We start from the raw sequence: 20,298 nt of genomic DNA, 5'->3' as shown, positions 1-20,298 counted from the left end.
GGAGTTCGCCCGGCCCCGCCCCTGCATAGCCCACCGCCGGGCGCGGCGCCCCGGTTTCGGGCTCAATTGGCCCGATAGGCCCGCAGGAAGGCGCCCACGCCGCCCGAGATCAGGTGGTCGGTCTGCTCCTTGGGGAGGGGCAGGACCCCGTAGTGGGAGAGCTGCGAGATGGAGTGCGAGGTCAGCGCCATGAAGTGGGCGCCGGCCAGCATCGCGTCACCGCGTACGTCGATCAGCCCGGCGGCATCGAGGCCCGCCAGCGCGTCCGCGAGCGCCCGGGACACCGGGCCCGGGCCGGCGTTCACCCAGGCCTCCAGCACCTCCGGCGGCACGTGGTCGGCTTCGGCGTGGATGTGGCGGACGAGCGCGAAGTGGTCGGCGTAGTCGGTCATGAGCCCGATGACCCGGTGCGCGAAGGCGACGAGGTCCCGCTCCAGATCCTCGGGGCGGGGCGGGCGTTCGGGGTCCAGGGCGGCTGCGATCTGGGCGATCTGGGCGTCGCGGACCTGCCCCGAGGTCCAGGTGACGACGGCGGCGAAGAGCATCGCCTTGCCGCCCGGGAAGTGGTTGTAGAGCGTGCGGGTCGAGATGCCGGCCGCGGCGGCGAGCTCGTCGACCGTCGCCCGGGTGTAGCCCTCACGGCCGAAGACCCTGCAGGACGCGCTCGCGATGGCGACCTGCTTCTCCAGCTTCTTGTTCTTGGCACTGGTTGCGCTGCTCACTTCGCCTCCACACGATAAGTACAACGACCGTTGCATTTTTTACAACGCTCGTTGTACTTTACCGGAGGAGCAGCGGCACCGAGCCGCCGCACCACTGACGAGGGGACCCTGACATGACGACCGCTCACGCTTCCACCCACGCTTCCACCCCCGCTTCCGCCCCCGGCGAGGACGCGCCGCTGCGCGTCGCCGTCATCCTCGGCAGCGTCCGCGAGGGCCGTCAGGGCCCCGCCGTCGCCGACTGGTTCCTCGGCGCGGCCGGCGCCCTCGGCGGCCTGGACCTCGACCTCATCGACCTCGCCGACATCGACCTGCCGCTGGTCATGCCCGGCTGGGGCGGCTCCCCGAGCCCGCAGGCGGCCGCAGCCCTCGCGCAGGTCAGCCCGCGACTGGCCGCCGCCGACGCCTTCGTCGTCGTCACCCCCGAGTACAACCACAGCTTCCCGGCGGTACTGAAGAACCTCATCGACTGGCACCGCGAGGAATGGCACGCCAAGCCCGCCGGCTTCGTCTCCTACGGCGGCCTCGGCGGCGGCCTGCGCGCCGTCGAGCAGCTCCGGCTGGTCTTCGCCGAGCTGCACGCCGTGACCGTGCGCGACTCCGTCAGCCTGCACGGGCCGTGGTCCGGGCTCGGCCCGGACGGCGTTCCGCGTGACACCGCCGTGGCCGAGGGCGCCGTCAAGGGGATGCTCGGCCAGCTGAGCTGGTGGGGACGCGCGCTGCGCACCGCCCGCACGAGCCGCCCGTACCAGGGCTGAGGGGCGGCAGGACCATGCGTACGCCCCACGACCACCGAGCCGCGACCCCGCCGGCAACACCTCCGGCGGAGACCGCGCCCCTCCCCCTCCCGTCGGATCCGACGGACCCCGCACCCCTCACCGGCCGGGCGGCCGGGCCGCCCCCCACCCCCTCGGCGGGCGGCCCCCACCGCACCACGGGCGTGGCCGTCGTCGTCATCGTCGGCTCGGTCATGTCGGTGCTCGACATGACGATCGTCAATGTCGCCCTGCACCGCCTCTCCGAGGCCTTCCACGCCCCCCTGGCCACCATCCAGTGGGCCGCCAGCGCCTACACGCTCGCACTCGCCGCCGTCATCCCGGCCTCGGCCTGGGCGATGGGCCGCTTCGGCGCCAAACGCACCTACCTGGGCGCCCTCATCCTCTTCTCCCTCGGATCACTGCTCGCCGCGTGCGCCTGGAGCGCGGGGAGCCTGATCGCCTTCCGCGCCGTACAGGGCCTCGGCGGCGGACTGCTCATGCCCGTCGGCATGGCCATGGTGATGCGTACGGCCGACCCGGCCCGGCTCGGGCGGGTGATGGCCCTGCTCGGGCTGCCCATCATCGTCGGGCCGGTGGCCGGCCCCGTGCTGGGCGGCTGGCTCGTCGACTCGGTGTCCTGGCAGTGGATCTTCCTGGTCAACCTCCCCGTGGGGGCGGTCGCCCTGTTGCTCGCCGCGAAGCTGCTGCACTCCGACGCCCCGGGCGACCCGTCCACCGCGCCCCGGCTGGACGTACCCGGCCTGCTGACGCTGTCGCCCGGCCTCGCCCTGCTCCTCTACGGCCTGACCCGCGCCGGGGAAGGCGGCAGCTTCACCGCCCCCGACGCCCTGCTCCCCACCCTGGCCGGCGCCGCGCTCGTGACGGCCTTCGCCCGACGGGCCCTCACCACCCGCGAGCCGCTCCTCGACCTGCGCCTCCTGCGCGACCGCACCTTCGGCGCCGGAATCCTCACGCTCGCCCTCTTCACCTGCGGCTACTTCGGCTCCATGCTGCTCGCACCGATGTACTGGCAGCAGGCCCGCGGTATGAGCGCGACGGCGGCCGGACTGCTGGGCGCGCCGACCGGCCTCACGGTCGGCCTGGTCATGCAGATCGCCTCGCGCCGCGTCGACAAGGTCTCCCCGCGCCACCTGATCCGCACCGGCATCGCGACGGGCGCCCTGGGCATGGCCCTGACCGCCCTCCAGGCCGGATCCCCGGAGGCGGCACCCTGGCGCTTCGTCGCCGCCTCGGTCGTCATGGGCATCGGCGCCGGAATGGTCCTGATGCCGACCATGACCACCGCGAGCCGCACCCTCCCGAAGTTCCGCCTGACCGCGGCAAGCACCATCCTGAGCATCAACTCCCAGATCGGCGCCTCGATCGGCACGGCCCTCCTCTCGATCACCCTGACCACCACGACCTTCCGCACCACGTACGCCGTGGCCGCCCTCCTCCTGGCCCTGTCCCTCCTCCCCGCGTCCCGCCTCCCCAGCCGCCACCCCTGACGGGCCCCCAGCAGCGATGCGCGTACTGGGGCTGTCCAAGCGGGCGAAGGCCGCATCCCGGCCCCAGGTCCGGCTACGCGAGCTCGTCCCGCACCTCCCTCCGACCGACCGACCGGCAACCCATCCACCCGACGACCGATCCGGTGATCGCGGTGGACCGACTCACCACAACCTGCGACCGCGCGAACCGCACCAGGAACGGCAGGAGGTCACCGACACCCGGATCGACAACCCTGCCCCCTCCCCCTGCGAGGAGATCCTGTCCGTGGAGCCGTACTCCGAACCGGGGCGTCCAGGTCCGCAACGTGGTTCTCCACGGGCCCCCCGCCAATCCGCTGCCCGCCGGCCACCTACGCGAACTCACCCCCCAGGAACCGCAGATCGGGACGGAGCCAGACCCCTCAAAGCGCGCCCCCGCCCACAACCGCCGCACCGCGCTGGTCCCGATCGACCCGAACGACACCTCGCGGGACGCCTTGGTGGCCGCGAACGCGACCGGATCCGACAACGGGCGACGCTCCCCGGCCCCCGGGGTGGGCGAGTCGGAACCAGCACCGGAACCTCCACCGACAGCGGCACCTTCCCCGGACCTGGCACCATCTCCGGAACTGGCACCTCCTCCGGAGCAGCCGCCGCTACGAGGTGGCCGCGCCCTGGAGGTCCCGTACGGCCCTCCGCACCGCGTCCGACACCGGGGCGGCGCCCTCGGACAGTCCCGTCAGCCGGTCCTTGAGCACGTGCCGCCGATCGGCGCCCAGCGCAGTGCCCAACTGCCCGCCCGCGTGAGCGAGACCGGCGAGCAGCACGACCCGACCACCAGCCGCATCACCCCCCGCACCGGCCGCCGGACCCTCCTCAGCCGCCGCGACCACCGCGGCCCGCACCTCCCCGGCTGCGGCAAGGCCGGGGAGGTGTGAGGCCGGCCCGGTTCAGCGGGAAGAGGCCGACCACCCGGTGGGCGCTCTGCTCCAGCAGTCCGTCCTTCTCCAGACCCCGCAGCACCTCACGGACCGACGCGCGGCCGTCCTTGCGGACCCAGTACAGCCACTTCCTGCCGGGCTCCACCGCCACCGACTGCCACACCTGCCGCAGCGCGGCATCCCGCGGAGCCCCGCCCACGGTCCTTGCCGTACCCGCCTCATCGCTCAGGGCGCCGCAGTCGAGCAGCTCGGCCAGCAATGCCCCACGCACCGCCGGGGCCAGGGACTGCCGGACGGGAAGCCGACCGCCCTCCTCATCGAAGGCGAGCAGGATCATGTCACCTGCCAAGCTCATCTCAGTTGTCCTCTCGCACGGCTACCGCCCCACCAACCACCGCCGACCTGCGGCCAGTCTGCCCCGCGAACATCCCGAGCACCGCGTCCTCGCCGAACAGAAAACCGAACCGGTCCACCACCACGTACACCTGGTGGCATCTGCCCCCCCAGAACGAGTCCGGCCACCACATCGGCGTCCACCCCCATACCCTCCCGCACACCGGGCACGACCGGGCCCGGTCCAGCCGAGTTCAGCGTGCCGTCTCAGCTCGGCCGGCACTGCGGACGCCGGAACGGCCAGTCACCCAGCTCACCGCTGCCCGGGCTGATCCGGTCCGCACTCCACGCACGCAGGAAGCCGACATCCGAGGGCGGCGGTTACGGGTGGTCAGCACGCCAATCTGTTGATCGCTCTTCGTAGTGCACTGCCCGTCGGGGCAGAACTCCGAGTCGACGACAAGCGTTCCCTTCTGGCAGACACACTCCGCCTGCAGGGACACCGATGGGCAAGCTCTTAGCACCCCGGATCATCGCCACTCTCGCCACGACGGTCGGGCTCGCCGTCTTACCCCCCGCGCAGGCACATGCCGGCGCCATCGGTTCCACACCCGTCACCGGCTTCGACTACCAGGTCGGCGGGGTCACCATGAAAGTGCCAACGGGCTGCATGTTCACCCACATCGTCCGGGGCGAAGGCAAGAAGATCACCTACCAGAACGCCGGCGTCGACTGCGCGGGCTTCTGCAACTGGCGCATCGACTTCACCTACGCGGACACCGACAACAAGACCTACCGCACGTCCCGAGGCAGGACGCACACCGAGTGCGAGATCCACCCGATGCGCGACAACGCACCCCAGACCCTGCCCCGCTACGGCAAGGCGTGCGCTCACATCAACGTCAACGGTGTGCGCCGGGTCAGCCAGTGCCACCACATCACGAAGTGAGCCTCACATGACCCCCCAGCCCTCGCCCGACGACTCCGCGTGGGAAGCCAAGCGCCGCCGCGCCGGGCTGGCCGCCTTCTTTGTCGCCACGGCAGCATCCTTCGCGTTCTTCGCCTTCTTCCCGGGCCTCCCCCACGTCATCGACTGGGGCGCGATCATCACCTCGCTCGCCGTGGGCGGCCTGGCCCGCTGGGCATGGCAGTCCCACCTGTCGCGAAGAAACGCCACCCACCCGCAGAACTGATCGCGCACCACGGCCCCGCTACTCCCGCGTAGCCCCGCACGGATCGCGGGCATGAAAAAGCCCCAGGTCACGGCGAGTGAGTCCTGGGGCTAATCCGAGCCGCCTTCGGGATTCGAACCCGAGACCTACGCATTACGAGGTCACTTTAGGGCCCCGCCAGACCAGCGGATACGTCCCGCCAGTCGACTGACCTGCAAGTTTGGCATCACTGCCTATCTCGATCTATCCCGCCTCTTCATCCTTTGATGTGTACGGCGTGTGTACTGCAGGGCGGGGCGGAAGCTCGTTGGTCTCATAGGTGAGCCACCTAAGGAAGTCGCGGATGACCTCGCCTCGGCGACGGGGACCTACCGCCAGGCCGGCCTTATCCCACAGCTCCTTGTCGACCCGGATGGTCTGACGGGGGGTCTTCTCTACGTTCGGCATGTCCTTGAGGTTAGCCCTTGCGGTGTCATGACACCAGGGTCTATCGTGGGTGTCATGACACCGGGAGCCCGGGTCAAGCAAGGGGGCCACGATGTACCGCACCGCGAACGAGACCTTGGACCGCACGATGGTCCGCTTCCTCAAGGCGATGGACGCCAAGCACCCGGTGACCATCTCCTACACGAAGGCCGACGGTTCCCGGACGGTCCGCACCATCGAGGTCTACGACACGCAGCTCACGAAGGCCGGCGACATCGTCCTGAAGGCGATGGACCGGGAGTCGGGCGAGTCCCGCACCTTCCGTCTCGACCGCGTCGAGGCGTACACGGTCCACCGGACGGCGTTCGTCCTCGCCGAGCCGCCGGCCGTGAACGAGTTCGGCCTGCGGGTCACCGTGAACGTTCCGACCGTCGAGGCCCGTGAGCTGGCCCGTGAGGACCGCGAGTACTGGTCGGACCGCTACGGCTACGACCCCGAGTACGACGCCGCCTAAAACGCAAGCAGCCCCGCCCGGCGCGCGAACGCCGGAACGGGGCCTGGATCCGAACCCTCAGACACAGGGAGTCGAACCATGAGCAACACCGTACCCGCCAACCTGCCCCGCATGTTCCGCCCGGAGCCGAAGCTGACCGCGGTCCCCGTCCAGCCGACGGCGAAGACCCGCGAGACCCTCCCCGCCGGCCCGCCGGCCCGCACGTGGTCGTTCCTCGACCGCACGACCGGCAACATGCAGGACGTCACCTGCCTGCAGGGCTGCGTCGCCGACCACACCCTGGACATGGAGTCGCCGCAGCACCCGCACGACATCTGGTGCTGCACGGCCAGCCGGGACGTGTACCTGCCCATCGCTGAGAGCGGCAAGGTCGAGGAGTTCCGGGTCTTGTCCGCGTTCATCCGGCAGGAGCCGTTCTCCCGCCACCTGCACGAGCGTGTGCCTCACGCGCAGGTCGAGATCGTCGATGACCACTGGATGGAGAGCCTCGACCCGGACGGGCTGGCCACGGTCATCCTGACGCTCGAGGCCCAGCTGACCCGGTTCCGCGAGGTTCACGCCCAGCTGGTCGAGCTGCGCGAGCAGGGCCGGGTGCAGCTGTGACCGCCCCGCGCACCGTGATCGTGGAAACCCTCGACCACGGCCTGGTCGTCCTCGAGGAGCCTTCGTGGTGCGTGGTGGACCACCCGGCAGGCAACCACCGGTCCGGGATCCGCCATGACGGCGTACAGCACGCGGCGGTGGTCGAGGTTGAGGGCCGGCGGGTGGAGTTGCTGCGGGCGAACCTGACACAGTTCCCGTTCTCCGAGTCCGGCAGCCGGGACGTAAAGGTCGTCGTTGAGATCGACGGGGAGCACCCGGAGTTCGACCCGGCCGGTCTGAGCGACCTCGCGCAGGCGATCACCGCGCACGCCCTGTACGGGCTGCTGCCCCTGAGGGACCGCCTGCAGGCGCTTCAGGAGGGTGGCCAGTGATGGGGACCGCGGTGGTTCGCAGGCCGACGGAGGCCGCCGCTCTGGGGCGTGTGACGGAGACGCTGCCGCCCCTGGGGGTGGCGTTCCAGGGGCTGGTGGTCGCGGAGCGGGCAGGGGACCTGTACGGGGCCCGGCTCTGCCGGCGGCTGGTTCAGCGCATTGCGCGGGACGGACGGGTGGGCGAATGAGCAGCATGGTTCTGGTCCGGCTCGATGAGGGGCGCGGCTCGCTCGCGTACATCCCGCGGCCGATTCCTTTGGACTCGCTCGGCCACTCGTGGGAGTTCGTTGACTGCTTCCTGTGCGGTGCCGTGGCGGGTTCCCCGGAGGCGGGTCGGCGGTGCCCGGAGGCGGACGAGGTCGAGTTCGAGAACGCGGAGCTGGCCGCCTACGCCCACCGGTACGCGGTGCCGGGTCAGCCCAGCGTGTGACCGATCTCCCCCCTCCCCTCGGAGGGGGGAACGGTGCAGCGTGCGATCCAAGTGAAGGCCCTTCCCGGAGGCGGGAACGACGCAGGTCGAATCCCTAATGCCTGGCCTTCTGCGGGCCGCATCGCTGCAGCGTGTATCGCAAGTGCCCCCCTGCTTCGGGGCGCCCCGAACCGCAGGTCGCATCGCAAGTGTTCCGGCCCTGCGGAGCGGCCCCGGCCCTAGGGGGTAAAGGGCTCCGACCCAATCCCCCGTAGGGCTCCGAGCCCAATATTCAGAAGGCCTCGGAGCCCTTTACGCCCAAGCCTCCCAAGCCCTTGAAGGAGTACCGCTGATGTCCACGCAGCTTCTCGCCGGCAGCCTCGACACCGACCGGACCGTCCGCGTCGGACCGCGGCGCTACCAGGGACCCGGTGCCGTCCCCGGCCTGGTCCTGCAAGTTGAGTGCCCGGACTGGTGCGCCGAAGACCACACCGCTGACTGGGCCAACGGCACCCACCGCCGGCTGTCCGACGACTTCCACGAGTCGGCACCGATCTGCGTCGTCCCGATGCGGGCCCCGTCCGGCGACTTCCCCGACGTGCAGGCCCTGCTGACGGCACGGCTGATGGTGCACACCACGGAAGGCGGCCTGGCCCCGGACGCGGCCGTCATCTTCGTGTCCCTGGACGGCTGGGACAACACAGTCGACATGGGCGTCGAGGAGACCGACGACCTCATCGCCCAGCTGACGGACTACACGGCCCGCCTGCGGCTGATGCGCGACCAGTTGGCCGCGATTATCGGCGCCAACTGACGCTCCACTGTGGCGCCCTGTCGCCCGCCCCCGACTCCTACCGGGGACGGTAAGCGGGGCGCCATGGCAGAGCGCCATGGGGGCGCCACAGCTTCCACTCTTACTTTGACTGCGACTGCGACTCACCCCCTATCCCCCCTGCTCGGGTGGGGGAGGGCAGAGTGAGAGTCGCAGTCGCAGTCGCAGTCGCAGTCAAAGTTCCGCCCGTGGCGCTTTGCTGTGGCGCTCTCGTGGCGCCTCCTGCTGTGCCGCCGTGGCGCCTTCCCGTGGCGCTTTTGCCTCTGTCGTGGCGGGCTGTCTGTGGCGCCACGGCGATGGCTCAACGGCTCGGCTCAAGCCGTCCGGGGTGAGCCGTTCACCCCCAACGCGCCGCCGCGCGCCTGCGCGCACGTGCGCGCGTAGTAGAGGAAGACGTTCACGTCTACCCCGAGTGAACGAACGAGTGAACGTACCCGGCGCAGACCCGGCAACAGCCCGGCGTAGACCCGGCATAGACCCGGCGCGAGGCCGGCGAAGTCCGGGGCCACCGGGCGTTCCTGCCGGGTGTCCGCCGGGGTGCTGCCGGGTGCATACCGGGCAGGCGCCGGGTGACGGCGGCCTCGAAGCCCGGGCCCGCAGGCTGCTGCCAGTCATCGCCGGCGAGGAGGTCTGGCTCGGCCGCGCTCCGCGTTGCCGCGTAGCTCTTGCCATCGGCACCTTGAGTGCGGGCAGGGAGGCTTTCAGAATTGAAAGCCTGGGCGGCCGCGGTCGGCTGGCCACCGGTTCGCTCGACGGTCTCCCGCCAGACATCGACGCGCTGCGGTTCGGGGACTCGGGCGAGCTCGCGGGCCTGTGCCTCGTTGGTCGGAACAGGGAGTCCAGTGTCGCCAATTGGCGACACTGTCTCGGCAGAGGCGATCATCCTGTAGGCGTAGGACCGCCCCATGTTCCAACGGCCCTGGCCGTGACCCTGGGGTGTGCCAGCGCTCTGACCTGCGTGTCCACGCGTGGCCCCGGTGTGGCCCCGGACAGGGGCCGGACAGCGCCCTAATATGCCCCGGAATGCGGGCCGGACAGCACCCGGCCACTGTCCAACCTGCCCGCCCTCTGTCCGGGGGGATGTCCGGGACATACCGGGACAGCGTCCGGGGTAGTTCCGGCAGGTTTGTCCACTGCTCACGAGCTGCTCAGCTCTGCTCCGTCGCAGGTCACAGCCGCTCAATCCGCTGCTCAAGCTGGTGCTCAGAAGATCCACGAGCAGGGCCTGAGCAGCAACCTGAGCGGCTGTGACCTGCGACGGAGCAGTCGTGAGCAGCAGTTGAGCAGCCGCCGATCCGCAACATATGCCCCGTCTTGTCGCCCGTCTATGACCCGTCTAGACCCCGTCTATAGCCCGGCTACCGAGCGGCGCCCAGAGATCCCTAGACGGGCTATAGACGGGTAAAAGACGGGGTCTAGACGGCCGATAGACAGGTGTCAGCCGGGGTGTCAGGGCTGCTGTCAGCAGGTGTCAGCGGGGGTGTCAGTCAGGTGTCAGGGGCGGCTGACACCCCACCCCACCTTAAGAAAAAGGGCCGCCCGACCCTCCGGGGTGTCAGCGGGTGTCAGAGGTGTCAGCGGGTGTCAGAGGTGTCAGCTACCCGTCCCCTTTCCAAGTACCGACTGCACGTTGCCGCCTCGCGTGCCGATCTCGTACTGCAGCGGATCGACCAACACTTGGGCGAGCTGCCGGCCGTCGAGCATGACCTGCACCAGGATCGGGCCTCCGCCACCCCCACCGCCGGCCATGCCGGCGGCGATCCGCTTCGAGTCAGGGTTAGAGCGGACCCGAGACCCGGGAGCCAGGTCCACCAGCTCAGGTCCCTGCTCACCGACAAGCGTCATCCGTGATCGCGGCCCACCACCCGCAGCGCCGATGATCCCGCCGTGGGCCTGCGCCTGACCGCCCGGGTGGTTAGACGTGAAGTTTTGATAGATGGTGCGGATATACACGGTCTTGGAGTCGAGGGAGTCTAGGGCCGCCTGCGCCTGCTTCTTCTTGGCAAGCAGGTCTGAGATCTCCGCACGGATCGCCACTTGCTTGGAGGACGGGGCTGCGGCCAGCCGGGCCCGCGCGTCCTTCAGCTTCGCATCCAGGTCTTTGATGTCGCCCCTCAGATAAGACGTCATCTCACCTGGCGCGGCCAGGAGCTGGTCCGTCAGGGCCTTCGCCTGGTCCTTGTTCAGCCCCATCTCACGAGCGTTGGCAATCATCTGCTCACGGGCGCGCTCGTAGATACCGCCCACGGTCTCCCACGACGCGCCGTTCTCACGGGCCGCCAGCGCTGCCTCGCCGGTCTTCGCCGCCAAGGCCGAGAGCAGCGATGCGGCCGTTCGTGCCTTCTCCCCGTTGAGGTCGAGGACACCGTTAACCATGTCGAGGGATCCGGCATTCTCGGCGGCCCCCTTCGCTGCCGCATCGATCGCAGCTTCGAATCCGATCATGCCGTCGAGGGCAGACCTGTTGGCGTCGTTCAGGGCTTGGATGGACTGCCGCAGCCCATCAGCGGACTGCTTCTGAAGGTCCAGCTTGGCCTGCACGGCAACGGCCTGCTCTCCGAAGAGGCCCATGGACCGGGCTGTGATCTCCTGCTCCGCTGCCACGTTGGCCAGAGCCTCGCCGTAAGACGGCATCAGGTCCTTGACCTCTTGCAGCGAGCGCCCATCCTTCGCCGCGGACTCTGCAATCCCATCGAAGGCGGCGGCGGCGAGGTCGGCGTTGCCGCTCTTCACTACATTAGCCAGGGCTGCGTCGATGCCCTTGAATGCGTCCCCCAGGGCACGGGCCGACTCCTCTCCCTTGGCCATCTCAACCGACTTCGTGCCCAGCCAATTGCCGATGTCGTCGAGGACGGGGATCTTGAATCCGAACGCACCCTTGCCCGCGTCGCCAGCCTTCTTCGTCGCCTCCTGCAGCTGCCCCATCTTCTGGACCAGCCCATCCATGTCACCGAACGACTTCTTCAGCTCACCCGTGAACTTTCCGGTCGCGCCCAGCTCCTTCAGGGAGAGGGTGAGCTTGTCGACGTCCGGCGGCGCACCCCGCGCCTTCTCCGCCAGCGAGTTCATCGCCATGCCGATTCCTGCGATGACCGCAACAACTACCGAGGCCTTCTGGAGAGCGGTCAGGCTGGCCGCCACACCGGAGATCGCCATCGACAGACCAGCGAACCGGGCGGACGCGATGAAGGTGCGGATCCCGCCGGCCGCGGCAAGCATGGCGGGCCCCACCACGGCGAACCCTGCCGCCGCCAGCTTCACCGCGTTGAGGGCCACGGCCGTCTGTACCAGCGCCGTCAGCAGGCCCGTCGGTATCGCGTTGACCAGGCCAGCGAACGCGTTGACCAGCGAGAGGACGGAGACACCCGTGTCCGCGGCCGCGCGGACGATGCGGACGAGCACCTCACCCAGGTTGCCGAGCGTCTCGGCGACGAGCGGCCCGTTCTCCTTCGCGTAGCGCATGAACTCGGCGATGCCGCTGGACATCTTCCCCGCGTCCAGGTTCGTGGCGAACCGGACCAGGCCGCTGTTCGCTTTCGCCAGCGTCTCCGTCGCGAAGGTGCTGAAGCTGTCCATGAACCGGTCGAAGGCCGGCGACTGGATGCCGCCCGCCGCCAGCGTCACGAACCGGCTGAGCTGGCCCGAGGCTCCCTGTACAAGCGGTGTCATCTTCGGGAAGAGGGCGCCGAACGCGGCGAACGACTTCGTGGCGACGGGCAGCGTGTCCCCAGCAAGGCTGTCCGTCCAGCCCTTGTACTGGTCCTTCATCACGCTGAGCGAGGCAGCGGCCTTCCGCACCTCAGGCGACGCCTTCTGAACCTGTTTCAGCCACTCGTTCTCAGCCTGCGCAGTCTCCGCGGCGTACCGGCCGTTCTCTTCCAGGGATTCGCTGTACGCCTTCTGTGCCTCGGTGATCTTCCCCATGGCCAGCAGCTGAGGGGCCAAGGCGGCACCGAACGCTCCGGCCGCGACCGCGGCGGCGCCCAGGCCCACAGCTACCGGCGCTATCGAGGCGGCGATGGGGATGAGTGCCGGGCCCAGGGCGACAGCGGCCTGTATGAGCCTCTGCTGCCCGTCTGCAGCCCCACCGGCTGACGTGCTGAGGGTTCCGAGGTTGCCGCGGAGCGTGCCCATGCTGGCCCCGGCCCGACTGAACGTGCCGTCCAGCTCGTTCATGTTGTCTCGGAGCGCCCGCGTCCGGCCGGTGAGCGCTTCCATCTGGGTGTCGGCACTCCCCGCGCTCCTCGAGACGCTGCGGAGGGACGTCGATGTTCCCTGGCTGGACGTCCGGACCTCTGCCAGTGCGACGCCGGCCAGAGATGCCCGGCCCTGCAGGGTTCGCAGTGCGTCACCCGCCTCATCAGCCGCGTGCGCGAGGACCTCAAGGGCAGCCGCCGCAGCAGTCGCACGGGGGGCCAGCGCGGTGAGGGATGTGCCGGCTGTCCGGGCGTGCTGCCGCAGGCCATCCATGGACCGCTGGATGGCGGACAGGCCGGCCCGTGTGTTGTTCGCGACCCTGACGTTGATCTCAATGTCATTGGCCATGTGAGCTCACCGCCTCGGCGAGGAGGCGGGTCAGCTCGGTGTCGTCGAGCGGCGACCACTCGAAGGGCGGCATGCCCAGCATCTCGAGGAGCCCGATGTACTCGGCGCTGCTCCAGTCATGGGCAGCAGGGTCCACGCCGAGGCTGTGCAAGAACGACACGACGATCATGATGACCGCGAGGTGGTCAAGATTCCCGGCCCGTACCTGCTCGCGGGCCGCGGCCACGTCGTCATCGGTGACGCACAGCAGCAGTACGGGCAGGCCCTTCCCGTCACCCGCCGCCATGCGGACCACGCTGTACGTGGGCTCGTCGGCGCTCACGGGTACTTCGCAACGATGCGACCGGACTTGATGTTGTCGCGGAGCGTCTTCAGCTCCTGCTCGACCTCTGCTTTCACGGCAGCAGACGCTTCGCACGGCTCGGGGTAGAGCACGCCGTCGTCCCCCATCACCGGCTTCGTGTGGCCCTGCAGCCGCCGCCGGATCTGCTCCTCGGCCAGCTGCCGCGATTTGATGTACGCCGGGACCCTCAGGTCGACCGCGTCGGGGCGAAGCATGGGCACGACGGGAAGCGGCGACAGAGCCGGCACCCCGGCGAGCAAATGTGCTGCCTTCCTCTCGAACTCGTATCGCCCGTGGGCGTACTTGAGGGACCCGACGAGCTGGTGCCGGCCGGGCAGAGCTGCCGCCGCGGCGCGGTGCATGACCCAGACAAGGAGCGCCGGGGTTTCGACCGGCACCCACCAGGCCCCGCGGACCCTCGCACCCTTCGGCCCGCCACCGGTCTGATGGTCGTGGTTGTCCTCGAGACGCAAGCCGCGGACAGCCAGCGCGGCGCTCTGCTGGGCTATGAGCGCGTTGTGGTCGTCTGATGCAGCCGCGACCTCAACGAGGGCCTGCTGGGCCCTCGTGGCCGCTTCCGTGAGTCGCTTGCGGGACGCCTCGAGCTGCTTCTGCGCGGCGTCGATGTCCTTCGCGACGGACTTCTCAACGCTGGGCCGGTTGGCGAGCGCTTCCTGCTCCGCCTCCCACTCGGCGTTCAGGCGGTCGAGCTCCTGCTGGGCCAGCTCGATACGGCCCTTCGCAGCGGAGTAGCTGGCGCCGGCCTCGATGCTGATGAACCTCTTCCGGCGCAGCTTCTCGACGGTGGCCTCAGCCTCCTCGAGATCGATGGCCACGCGCGCGATGTCCTGCTGGGTTGCCATGGGTGTCTCCTAAGGGTCAGGGGTGTGGGTCAGCCGAGCAGGCCGGGCGCGTGCGGGTCGGTCCGAGCGGCCTCGTCCTCGGCGACGATCGCGGCAACCAGGGCGCGGATCATGCCTGTGCTCGAGTAGGACCGGGCGAACTCGTCGAGGTGACGGGCCAGGGTGGCCTTCTCCGGCCGGGTGAGACCGGTCAGGTTGATGGAGACCGTCGGCGAGGGAGGCGTCCAGCCCGCGTCAGCGATGCCACCGCCGAGGGCGGGCCACAGCTGCTCAGTCACGACCCGCCCGGGCGGCGACTGCAGCCACTGGCCGGTCCGACCGAAGAACTCCATCAGGTCGCGGGGCAGGTCGAGGCGAGGCTGGGACACCTCGATCCAGTAGCCGGTCTCCGCGGGGTAGCCGGTGAGGTTGAGGGTGGTCACTGGTTCCTCCAGAGGTGTGCGGTCATCCGCTCGAGCTCGGTGTACTGGGCGACCTGGTCACGGCCGCGGCTGGTGGACAGGTGGGCTGTCAGGCGGGCCCATTCGGTCTGCTCGGCCAGGCTGCCCTTGAGGTTCGCGGCGAAGGTGGCCCACGCGTCCTCGGTCTTGCTGCTGCCGTCGTCGACCTCGGTGGCCAGGCCGGCCTTCACGGCCTCGGCGCCCGTGTACCAGGACTCGGCCTTCATCAGGCGGCGCCAGTCAGCGACGCTGCCGCGGCCCGTCCGGTGGTTGTAGATGTCCGCGATATTGGTGGACATCCGCTCGAGGAGGTCGGCCATCTCCTTCATGTCCTTGGCCTGACCCAAGCAAAGTGCCGAGGCCTCGTGAATCATGAAACTGGCATTCCGCCCGATCACCCGCCGATCACCGGCCATCGCAATGACCGAGGCGATGGAGGCCGCGATGCCGTCGATGTACGTCGTGACGTTGGCGGGGTGTCGCAACAGGGCCTGGTAGATGGCCAGTCCGTCATGGACGTCGCCGCCCGGGGAGTTGAGGCGGACGTTGATGCTCGAGGCGGTGACGTCTGCGAGGGCCGCGGTGAAGTCCTTGGCGGTCACTCCGTAGTAGCCGACCTCGTCGTACACGAGGATCTCCGCGGTGCTGCTGGTGGCGTTGCGGATGCGGTACCAGTCGCGGCCGGTGGGGGGTGCTGGGACGGTGGTCCCGGCGCGGGCGTTGATGCGCCAGCTGCGGGGGTAGTCGGTCATGTTCGCTCCGGTGGTTACGGGAGGGTGTGGTCTGGGGAAGTTGCCGTGGCAGGGGTTGCCGGGCTGACATCGTTGTCACTTCCATAAGCGTGACCTATCGTTACTCATGGATCCATAGGTGTGGGTTATGGGTTGGCGTGGTGGACGGGTCAGAGGCCTCGGGGCTGGCGAGCTCCGGGGCCTTCGTCATGCCCGCGGCCTTCTCCGCCTGCTCGGCGAGGTGCCGGAGCTTGGCTGCATGCCGGCGGGCCAGACCCTTAGAACGGGCAGCAGCAAAAGCGGCTCGGGCTTTCTTCTCTTCTGCCGCTTTCCGGCGAGCGGCTTCGATCTTGGCGCGGACTATGTCGTCGACGTTCACGGGGCCTCTCCGAGGGCTTGGTGTAACGGCTGGCGTGTACACGGGGGGACGGGCCTGCGTTACACAGGCCCGTCCCGTGGCGGTTACGGAGACTGCTTGCGAGCCACGGCGCTTGCGATGGCGGCTAGTAGCTCGTCGGTGTGGTTCTCGAGCCAGTGGGTGAACGCCTTGCCGGCGGCGGCTTCGATGCCTACCTGCGTTGTCTCTCCGCGGTCCCACAGCCAGTTGTCGAAGGCCTGCATGACGCCGTTCTCGGTTGCTTCCTGGTGGTTGGTCACGGGTCTCCAATCGGTGGTGGGTGGTGGGTTGTGGTGGGTTTTCTGAAACTCTCTACGCGTGCGCACATAGGGGGTTATCAGGCGACCCACCACAACCCACCACTTCCGCAGGTCAGGGGGTTAACAGGCGACGTGTCGGTCGTTGCCGAGCGAGGCCCAAGCGGCATCAAGGGCGGTATGGCAGACGATGCATTCCGGGTGCAGCTCCACCACCTGCCCCCTCCTTGGAAAAGAGGAGGGGGCAGGCAGCTGGTTTGGGGCCTGCCCTGACCTGCCCTCGTCCTGCCCAGGGCAGGTCTGATCTGCGGTTTCATCCGGACCTGCCCCCTGCCCTAGGGCAGGTGTCAACAGATCCGGTCCGGGCAGGCTCGCGGGCAGGGTTACGCCCCGGGCCTTTCGCACGCGAACAACGGATGCGGCCTTGTCCTTGCCGACCTTGAGGTCGAGTTCGGTGCACTTGGCCAGGACGCGGTCACGCCCCCAGTCGTTCGGCACTTCGGCGATGTCCAGCTGCCGGACGATCCACTCGATGGAGCCCTCGACGTAGGCGAGCTCCTGCACGTCGACCTCTTCGCGCGGCACCAGGACGACCGACGTGACGGGTCGGCCGTCCGGCTTGGCCTCACCCGGGATAGCCACGATCTTCAGACCGAACTGCAGGTCGGACTCGGTGTCTTCGTCCTTCTGCTTGCCGCTCTTGATGGTGACCACCGTGTTGGAGGTCTTGTCGCCCTTCTTGGAGACGTGCAGCTCGGTCTGCAGGGCGCCCTTCACGGCGGTGGCGCCGCGGCCGTGCTCGCCGATGTGGCCGGTGTGGTGGATGACCAGCACGCAGGCGCCCGTGCGGCTTCTGAGGCGCTCGAGGCGGTCAACGACCTTGCCCATCTCCGTGTTGGAGTTCTCCTCTACGCCGACCGTGACGCGGGCCTGAGTGTCGACGACGACGAAGGCCGGCTCGATACGGTGCAGGGCCTCGGCGAGGACTTCCCACTCCGGGTCCATGGCCTGGACGGGGCGGGGCAGGAAGAGGACGTTGGCCATCTTCCGACGGTGGTGGTGCTCCCAGGCTCGGACGCGCTTGCGGATGCCTTCGGCGCCCTCGGCGACCAGGTACACGACCCTGCCCTGCCGGACGTAGTGGCCGTGCCAGGGTGTACCCGTGCCGATGTGGCCGCACATGTCGATGACCGCAAAGGACTTGAACTGTCCTGAGGGGCCGACGACGCGGGACAGGGTGTTCAGGTACAGCAGGTCCCCAAGCAGGGGCTCGAGCGAGGGCATCTTGTCGAGGTCGTCGGTGTCGAGCAGCTCGTCGATCAGCCCGGCAACGCGGTTCTCGAAGTGCTGTTCGGACGTGAGGCCTTCGGTTTGATCGTGCGGATGCTCCGCCCAGGGACCTTCCCCCGGCGGAGCATCCGCTTCGTGGTGCGTGGTCAAGCCGCCATCTCCTGACGGTGGGTGAGCCAGCGTCCGGGCTGTCCGGGGATGGCGATGGGCGGCCACCCGGGGGTGGCCTCGAGGGTGTGGGGCTCTCGCCTGGACCGTGCGGCTTGGATCTCCCGGTAGGCGCGGAGTCGGTTGGTGGCGGCGATGACCTGCGAGGTGAGGCGGCGTGCGTCGCCGTAGACGTGCGCGTACCAGTCGGCGGTGGGCAGGTACTCGAGGGCGTCCCACTGTTTGCGCCAGAGTTCGGCTGCTTCGAGGACGCTGGCGAGGCGGGCGGGGTCGTCGGGGTGGAGTGCCTGCCAGGCGGGGCTGGCGTAGGGCGGGTAGTCCTCGGCGAGGTACAGGCGTTTGGCGTCGGCCCAGAGGCCGGCGATCTCGTTGGGGTCGTGGGTGGCGATCTCTGGCGGTGGGGCCTTAAGCTCGTTCACGAGACTCCTTCACGGCCGCGCATATGGGATTGCACTCCCGCGTGGCCGTTTGGCTTTTCTAGGGCTGGTTGGGTGTCTCAGGCCCTGTCTGGATTGGCGTCCAGGCGGGGCCGCTTTGCGTTCAGGCGGCGATCGGTTCCCCGGCGAGCCATCGCTCTACGTCGCTGCGGCGGTACCGCACACGACCACTCCGCCCGGGGGTGAGCTTTGAGAACGGGATCCCGATCCCCCGGTAGCGGTGGTTGGCCAGGGTCTGCTCACTGAGTTGCGCCATCGCAGCGACCTGTCGTGGCGTGAGCCACTCGTCGCGCTCATGCATGAAATGCGGCACGAAATCTCCACCTCATGGATCCTGCGGACCGATGTGGAAAGTATATGGAGGTAGCTTGCGTGATGTCTACTGCATGCCCCAGACTTGCCATCATGGCTTCCAATGCAGTGATCCCCGGCCCCACGTCAAAGCGAGTCGCGGCGAACGTCCTGAAGTGGCGGAAGGCTCGCCAGATGCAGCAGAAGGATCTGTCAGCGGCTTTGGGGGAGATCGGGCGGCCGATGCTGCCGACCGTCATCAGCAAGATCGAGCGAGGCGAGCGGCGAGTAGACGCGGATGACCTCGTATCCCTCGCGGTGGCACTCAGCGTCAGTCCGTCCGCCCTGCTGCTGCCGACGGACGGCGACTCGGCCGCCCCCCTGACGCTGACAGAAGGTCTAGAGGTGACCGTCGGCGCAGCCTGGGAATGGGCGGACGGTCAGAAGCCCCTCGCCCGATCCACCTCTGCCCCTTATGGGGACCTGCTGCGCTTCCGTCTTGACTCACGGCCAGCATGGGATCGCGACCCGATCCGCAAGATGTACAACGAAGCGCTGCAGGGACCGGCCCAGCGCGAGGCCCTTAGCGGCCCGGTGGACTGGGTGATGGAAGGCGACCAGTGGGTCCTTCGTACACCCGCTGGCCAGGAGGTCTTCCGCGGGCCGGCCCCGGAGACCAAGAAGGAGGACTGATGGCCCGAGTCTGGATCGAAGACCGAGAGAATCATGCCGACTACCAGGCGGCTTTCGAGAAGTGGCAGGCCGCGAAGCGCGAGGGCTCCAAGCGGCTGCCGCCCGGCCGGTGGCGGGTCCGCTGGTACGGGCCCGACAACAAGCCGAAGGCGCTGACCTTCCAGAAGCTGCCGCAGGCCGAAGCTGAGGTACATGCCCTGACCGCGAAGCTAGACAAGGGCTCGTACCGAGACCCGAAGTCCGGGAAGACCGCGGTCAAGCTGGTCGCCGAGGAATGGTTCGCGTCCAAGCGGAAGATCGGCCGGACCACCCGGCACGACTACCGGGAGCTCCTCGACAACTACGTCATCCCTAAGTGGGGAGACTGGCAGGTCTCGGCAATTCAGTGGGAGGACGTCTCCGCCTGGATCACGGAACTCTGCGACAAGCCCGGCAAGTCCGGACGACCCCTCGGAGCGCAACGGATCGTCAAGACGTACCGCGTGCTTTCGATGACCATGAAGCACGCCGTGTTCTCGAAGCGGATTTCCTCGAGCCCCTGCCACGACCATGACCTGCCGCGGCCGGACGACGAGGACGAGCACGTCTACCTCACCTACGACCAGCTCGAGAACCTTGCCGAGGCGGCCGGCGAGTACCGGCTGATGATCCTGACCCTCGGCTACTGCGGGATCCGGTGGGCCGAAGCCTCTGCGATCAAGACTGGCCGGCTGTCCGTGCCGCAGCGGCGCATCCGGATCGTGCAGAACTACACCGACGTCCGAGGGGAACTGGCCTTGGGGCCGGTGAAGAACCACGAGAAGCGGTCTGTGCCTTTGCCTCGGTCATTTGCCGACGAGCTGGGGACGCTGGCCCGCGACAAGGGGCAGGGCGATCTGCTGTTCACTGCCCCCGAGGGTGGTCCGCTGCGGTACAACAACTTCCGCAACCGGGTCTTTGATCCGGCAGTACGTGACGCTGGCCTGGCCGGCATGGGGGTGACGCCTCACAAGCTGCGGCATACCGCGGCGTCGCTGGCCATCGCGGCTGGCGCGGACGTGAAGGTGGTCCAGCTGATGCTCGGCCACAAGGATGCCTCGATGACGCTGAACGTGTACGGGCACCTGTTCCCGGACCGGCTTGACGAGGTCGCAGACGCACTGGACGTAGGCCGAAAGGTCGCACTGGCATTGCGAAATGCGCCGGTCACCCTCTCCGGATGATCGAAGCAGGGTGTACTAAATGCGTATGGGCCCCCGGAGTGATCTTCCGGGGGCCCATCGTTGTGTGGCCTCT

At 68.8% G+C, this 20,298-nt stretch carries 24 protein-coding genes; 11 read left to right on the top strand and 13 right to left on the bottom strand.

Translation table 11 applies throughout. The annotated features are described in order from the left end of the window. Positions 1-62: 62 nt before the first annotated feature. The gene (locus tag OG435_RS25745; RefSeq protein WP_266880178.1) at positions 63-722 is read right to left on the bottom strand and encodes a TetR/AcrR family transcriptional regulator; all 660 of its coding nucleotides are present in this window, start codon (positions 720-722) and stop codon (positions 63-65) included. A gap of 113 nt (positions 723-835) precedes the next feature. Here OG435_RS25745 and OG435_RS25740 point away from each other — a divergent pair, with 113 nt between their 5' ends. Both OG435_RS25740 and OG435_RS25735 read left to right on the top strand, forming a co-directional pair. Further along, complete coding sequence (locus OG435_RS25740) at positions 836-1,480, top strand: NADPH-dependent FMN reductase (RefSeq protein ID WP_266880176.1); 645 nt, start codon at positions 836-838, stop codon at positions 1,478-1,480. Positions 1,481-1,494: 14 nt separating this feature from the next. Further along, positions 1,495-2,988: a DHA2 family efflux MFS transporter permease subunit gene (locus tag OG435_RS25735; protein WP_266880174.1), complete on the top strand. Its 1,494-nt coding sequence runs from the start codon at positions 1,495-1,497 to the stop codon at positions 2,986-2,988. Between the two features lie 635 nt (positions 2,989-3,623). Here OG435_RS25735 and OG435_RS25730 read toward each other — a convergent pair. Both OG435_RS25730 and OG435_RS25725 read right to left on the bottom strand, forming a co-directional pair. Next, positions 3,624-3,794 (bottom strand): hypothetical protein, encoded by a 171-nt coding sequence (locus OG435_RS25730; RefSeq protein ID WP_266880172.1) that lies wholly within the window; start codon positions 3,792-3,794, stop codon positions 3,624-3,626. A 49-nt stretch (positions 3,795-3,843) separates the two neighbouring features. After that, on the bottom strand, positions 3,844-4,263 hold the full coding sequence (locus OG435_RS25725) for a GOLPH3/VPS74 family protein (protein WP_266880170.1): 420 nt from the start codon (positions 4,261-4,263) through the stop codon (positions 3,844-3,846). A gap of 483 nt (positions 4,264-4,746) precedes the next feature. Between OG435_RS25725 and OG435_RS25720 the strand changes: the two genes are divergently transcribed. From OG435_RS25720 to OG435_RS25690, 7 genes are all read left to right on the top strand, one after another. Further along, positions 4,747-5,190, top strand: coding sequence for a hypothetical protein (locus tag OG435_RS25720; protein WP_266880169.1), 444 nt, complete (start codon positions 4,747-4,749; stop codon positions 5,188-5,190). Between the two features lie 7 nt (positions 5,191-5,197). Continuing rightward, a complete protein-coding gene (locus OG435_RS25715) occupies positions 5,198-5,434 on the top strand; it encodes a hypothetical protein (protein WP_266880167.1) in 237 nt (78 codons plus the stop codon). A 517-nt stretch (positions 5,435-5,951) separates the two neighbouring features. After that, on the top strand, positions 5,952-6,353 hold the full coding sequence (locus tag OG435_RS25710; protein ID WP_266880165.1) for a WYL domain-containing protein: 402 nt from the start codon (positions 5,952-5,954) through the stop codon (positions 6,351-6,353). A gap of 78 nt (positions 6,354-6,431) precedes the next feature. After that, complete coding sequence (locus OG435_RS25705; protein WP_266880164.1) at positions 6,432-6,956, top strand: DUF6907 domain-containing protein; 525 nt, start codon at positions 6,432-6,434, stop codon at positions 6,954-6,956. Further along, positions 6,953-7,327, top strand: a complete 375-nt coding sequence (locus tag OG435_RS25700) for a DUF6907 domain-containing protein (protein ID WP_266880162.1) — start codon at positions 6,953-6,955, stop codon at positions 7,325-7,327. Before OG435_RS25705 ends, OG435_RS25700 begins: the two co-directional genes overlap by 4 nt. Positions 7,328-7,511: 184 nt before the next feature. After that, entirely contained in the window at positions 7,512-7,757 is a 246-nt protein-coding gene (locus tag OG435_RS25695) for a hypothetical protein (RefSeq protein ID WP_266880160.1), read from the top strand. Positions 7,758-8,088: 331 nt separating this feature from the next. Beyond that, a complete protein-coding gene (locus OG435_RS25690) occupies positions 8,089-8,550 on the top strand; it encodes a DUF6907 domain-containing protein (RefSeq protein ID WP_266880158.1) in 462 nt (153 codons plus the stop codon). Between the two features lie 1,611 nt (positions 8,551-10,161). Here the strand turns inward: OG435_RS25690 and OG435_RS25685 are convergent. The 10 genes from OG435_RS25685 to OG435_RS25640 all read right to left on the bottom strand — a co-directional run bounded on the left by OG435_RS25685 (position 10,162) and on the right by OG435_RS25640 (position 18,340). Beyond that, the gene (locus OG435_RS25685) at positions 10,162-13,113 is read right to left on the bottom strand and encodes a hypothetical protein (protein ID WP_266880156.1); all 2,952 of its coding nucleotides are present in this window, start codon (positions 13,111-13,113) and stop codon (positions 10,162-10,164) included. Continuing rightward, positions 13,103-13,435: a hypothetical protein gene (locus OG435_RS25680; protein ID WP_266880154.1), complete on the bottom strand. Its 333-nt coding sequence runs from the start codon at positions 13,433-13,435 to the stop codon at positions 13,103-13,105. The genes OG435_RS25685 and OG435_RS25680 overlap by 11 nt, the downstream gene beginning before the upstream one ends. After that, a complete protein-coding gene (locus OG435_RS25675) occupies positions 13,432-14,319 on the bottom strand; it encodes a hypothetical protein (RefSeq protein ID WP_266880152.1) in 888 nt (295 codons plus the stop codon). The genes OG435_RS25680 and OG435_RS25675 overlap by 4 nt, the downstream gene beginning before the upstream one ends. 29 nt (positions 14,320-14,348) lie before the next feature. Beyond that, positions 14,349-14,741 (bottom strand): hypothetical protein, encoded by a 393-nt coding sequence (locus OG435_RS25670; RefSeq protein WP_266880150.1) that lies wholly within the window; start codon positions 14,739-14,741, stop codon positions 14,349-14,351. Then, a complete protein-coding gene (locus tag OG435_RS25665) occupies positions 14,738-15,511 on the bottom strand; it encodes a head maturation protease, ClpP-related (protein ID WP_266880148.1) in 774 nt (257 codons plus the stop codon). The genes OG435_RS25670 and OG435_RS25665 overlap by 4 nt, the downstream gene beginning before the upstream one ends. Positions 15,512-15,611: 100 nt before the next feature. Next, positions 15,612-15,869, bottom strand: a complete 258-nt coding sequence (locus OG435_RS25660) for a hypothetical protein (RefSeq protein WP_266880146.1) — start codon at positions 15,867-15,869, stop codon at positions 15,612-15,614. Between the two features lie 83 nt (positions 15,870-15,952). Then, positions 15,953-16,147, bottom strand: coding sequence for a hypothetical protein (locus OG435_RS25655; protein WP_266880144.1), 195 nt, complete (start codon positions 16,145-16,147; stop codon positions 15,953-15,955). Positions 16,148-16,267: 120 nt separating this feature from the next. Then, on the bottom strand, positions 16,268-17,584 hold the full coding sequence (locus tag OG435_RS25650; RefSeq protein WP_266880142.1) for an AAA family ATPase: 1,317 nt from the start codon (positions 17,582-17,584) through the stop codon (positions 16,268-16,270). Further along, entirely contained in the window at positions 17,581-18,021 is a 441-nt protein-coding gene (locus tag OG435_RS25645) for a hypothetical protein (RefSeq protein WP_266880140.1), read from the bottom strand. Before OG435_RS25645 ends, OG435_RS25650 begins: the two co-directional genes overlap by 4 nt. Before the next feature lie 121 nt (positions 18,022-18,142). Then, entirely contained in the window at positions 18,143-18,340 is a 198-nt protein-coding gene (locus tag OG435_RS25640) for a helix-turn-helix domain-containing protein (RefSeq protein WP_266882058.1), read from the bottom strand. Between the two features lie 104 nt (positions 18,341-18,444). Between OG435_RS25640 and OG435_RS25635 the strand changes: the two genes are divergently transcribed. Both OG435_RS25635 and OG435_RS25630 read left to right on the top strand, forming a co-directional pair. Further along, positions 18,445-19,023, top strand: coding sequence for a helix-turn-helix domain-containing protein (locus tag OG435_RS25635; RefSeq protein WP_266880138.1), 579 nt, complete (start codon positions 18,445-18,447; stop codon positions 19,021-19,023). Continuing rightward, positions 19,023-20,225, top strand: a complete 1,203-nt coding sequence (locus OG435_RS25630) for a tyrosine-type recombinase/integrase (protein ID WP_266880136.1) — start codon at positions 19,023-19,025, stop codon at positions 20,223-20,225. The genes OG435_RS25635 and OG435_RS25630 overlap by 1 nt, the downstream gene beginning before the upstream one ends. Positions 20,226-20,298 lie beyond the last annotated feature (73 nt).

The organism is Streptomyces sp. NBC_01264 (genome assembly GCF_026340675.1).
Lineage (GTDB): Bacteria > Actinomycetota > Actinomycetes > Streptomycetales > Streptomycetaceae > Streptomyces.
The sequence above is the reverse complement of the archived record's forward strand: the minus strand, read 5'-3'. Positions and strand labels throughout refer to the sequence as shown.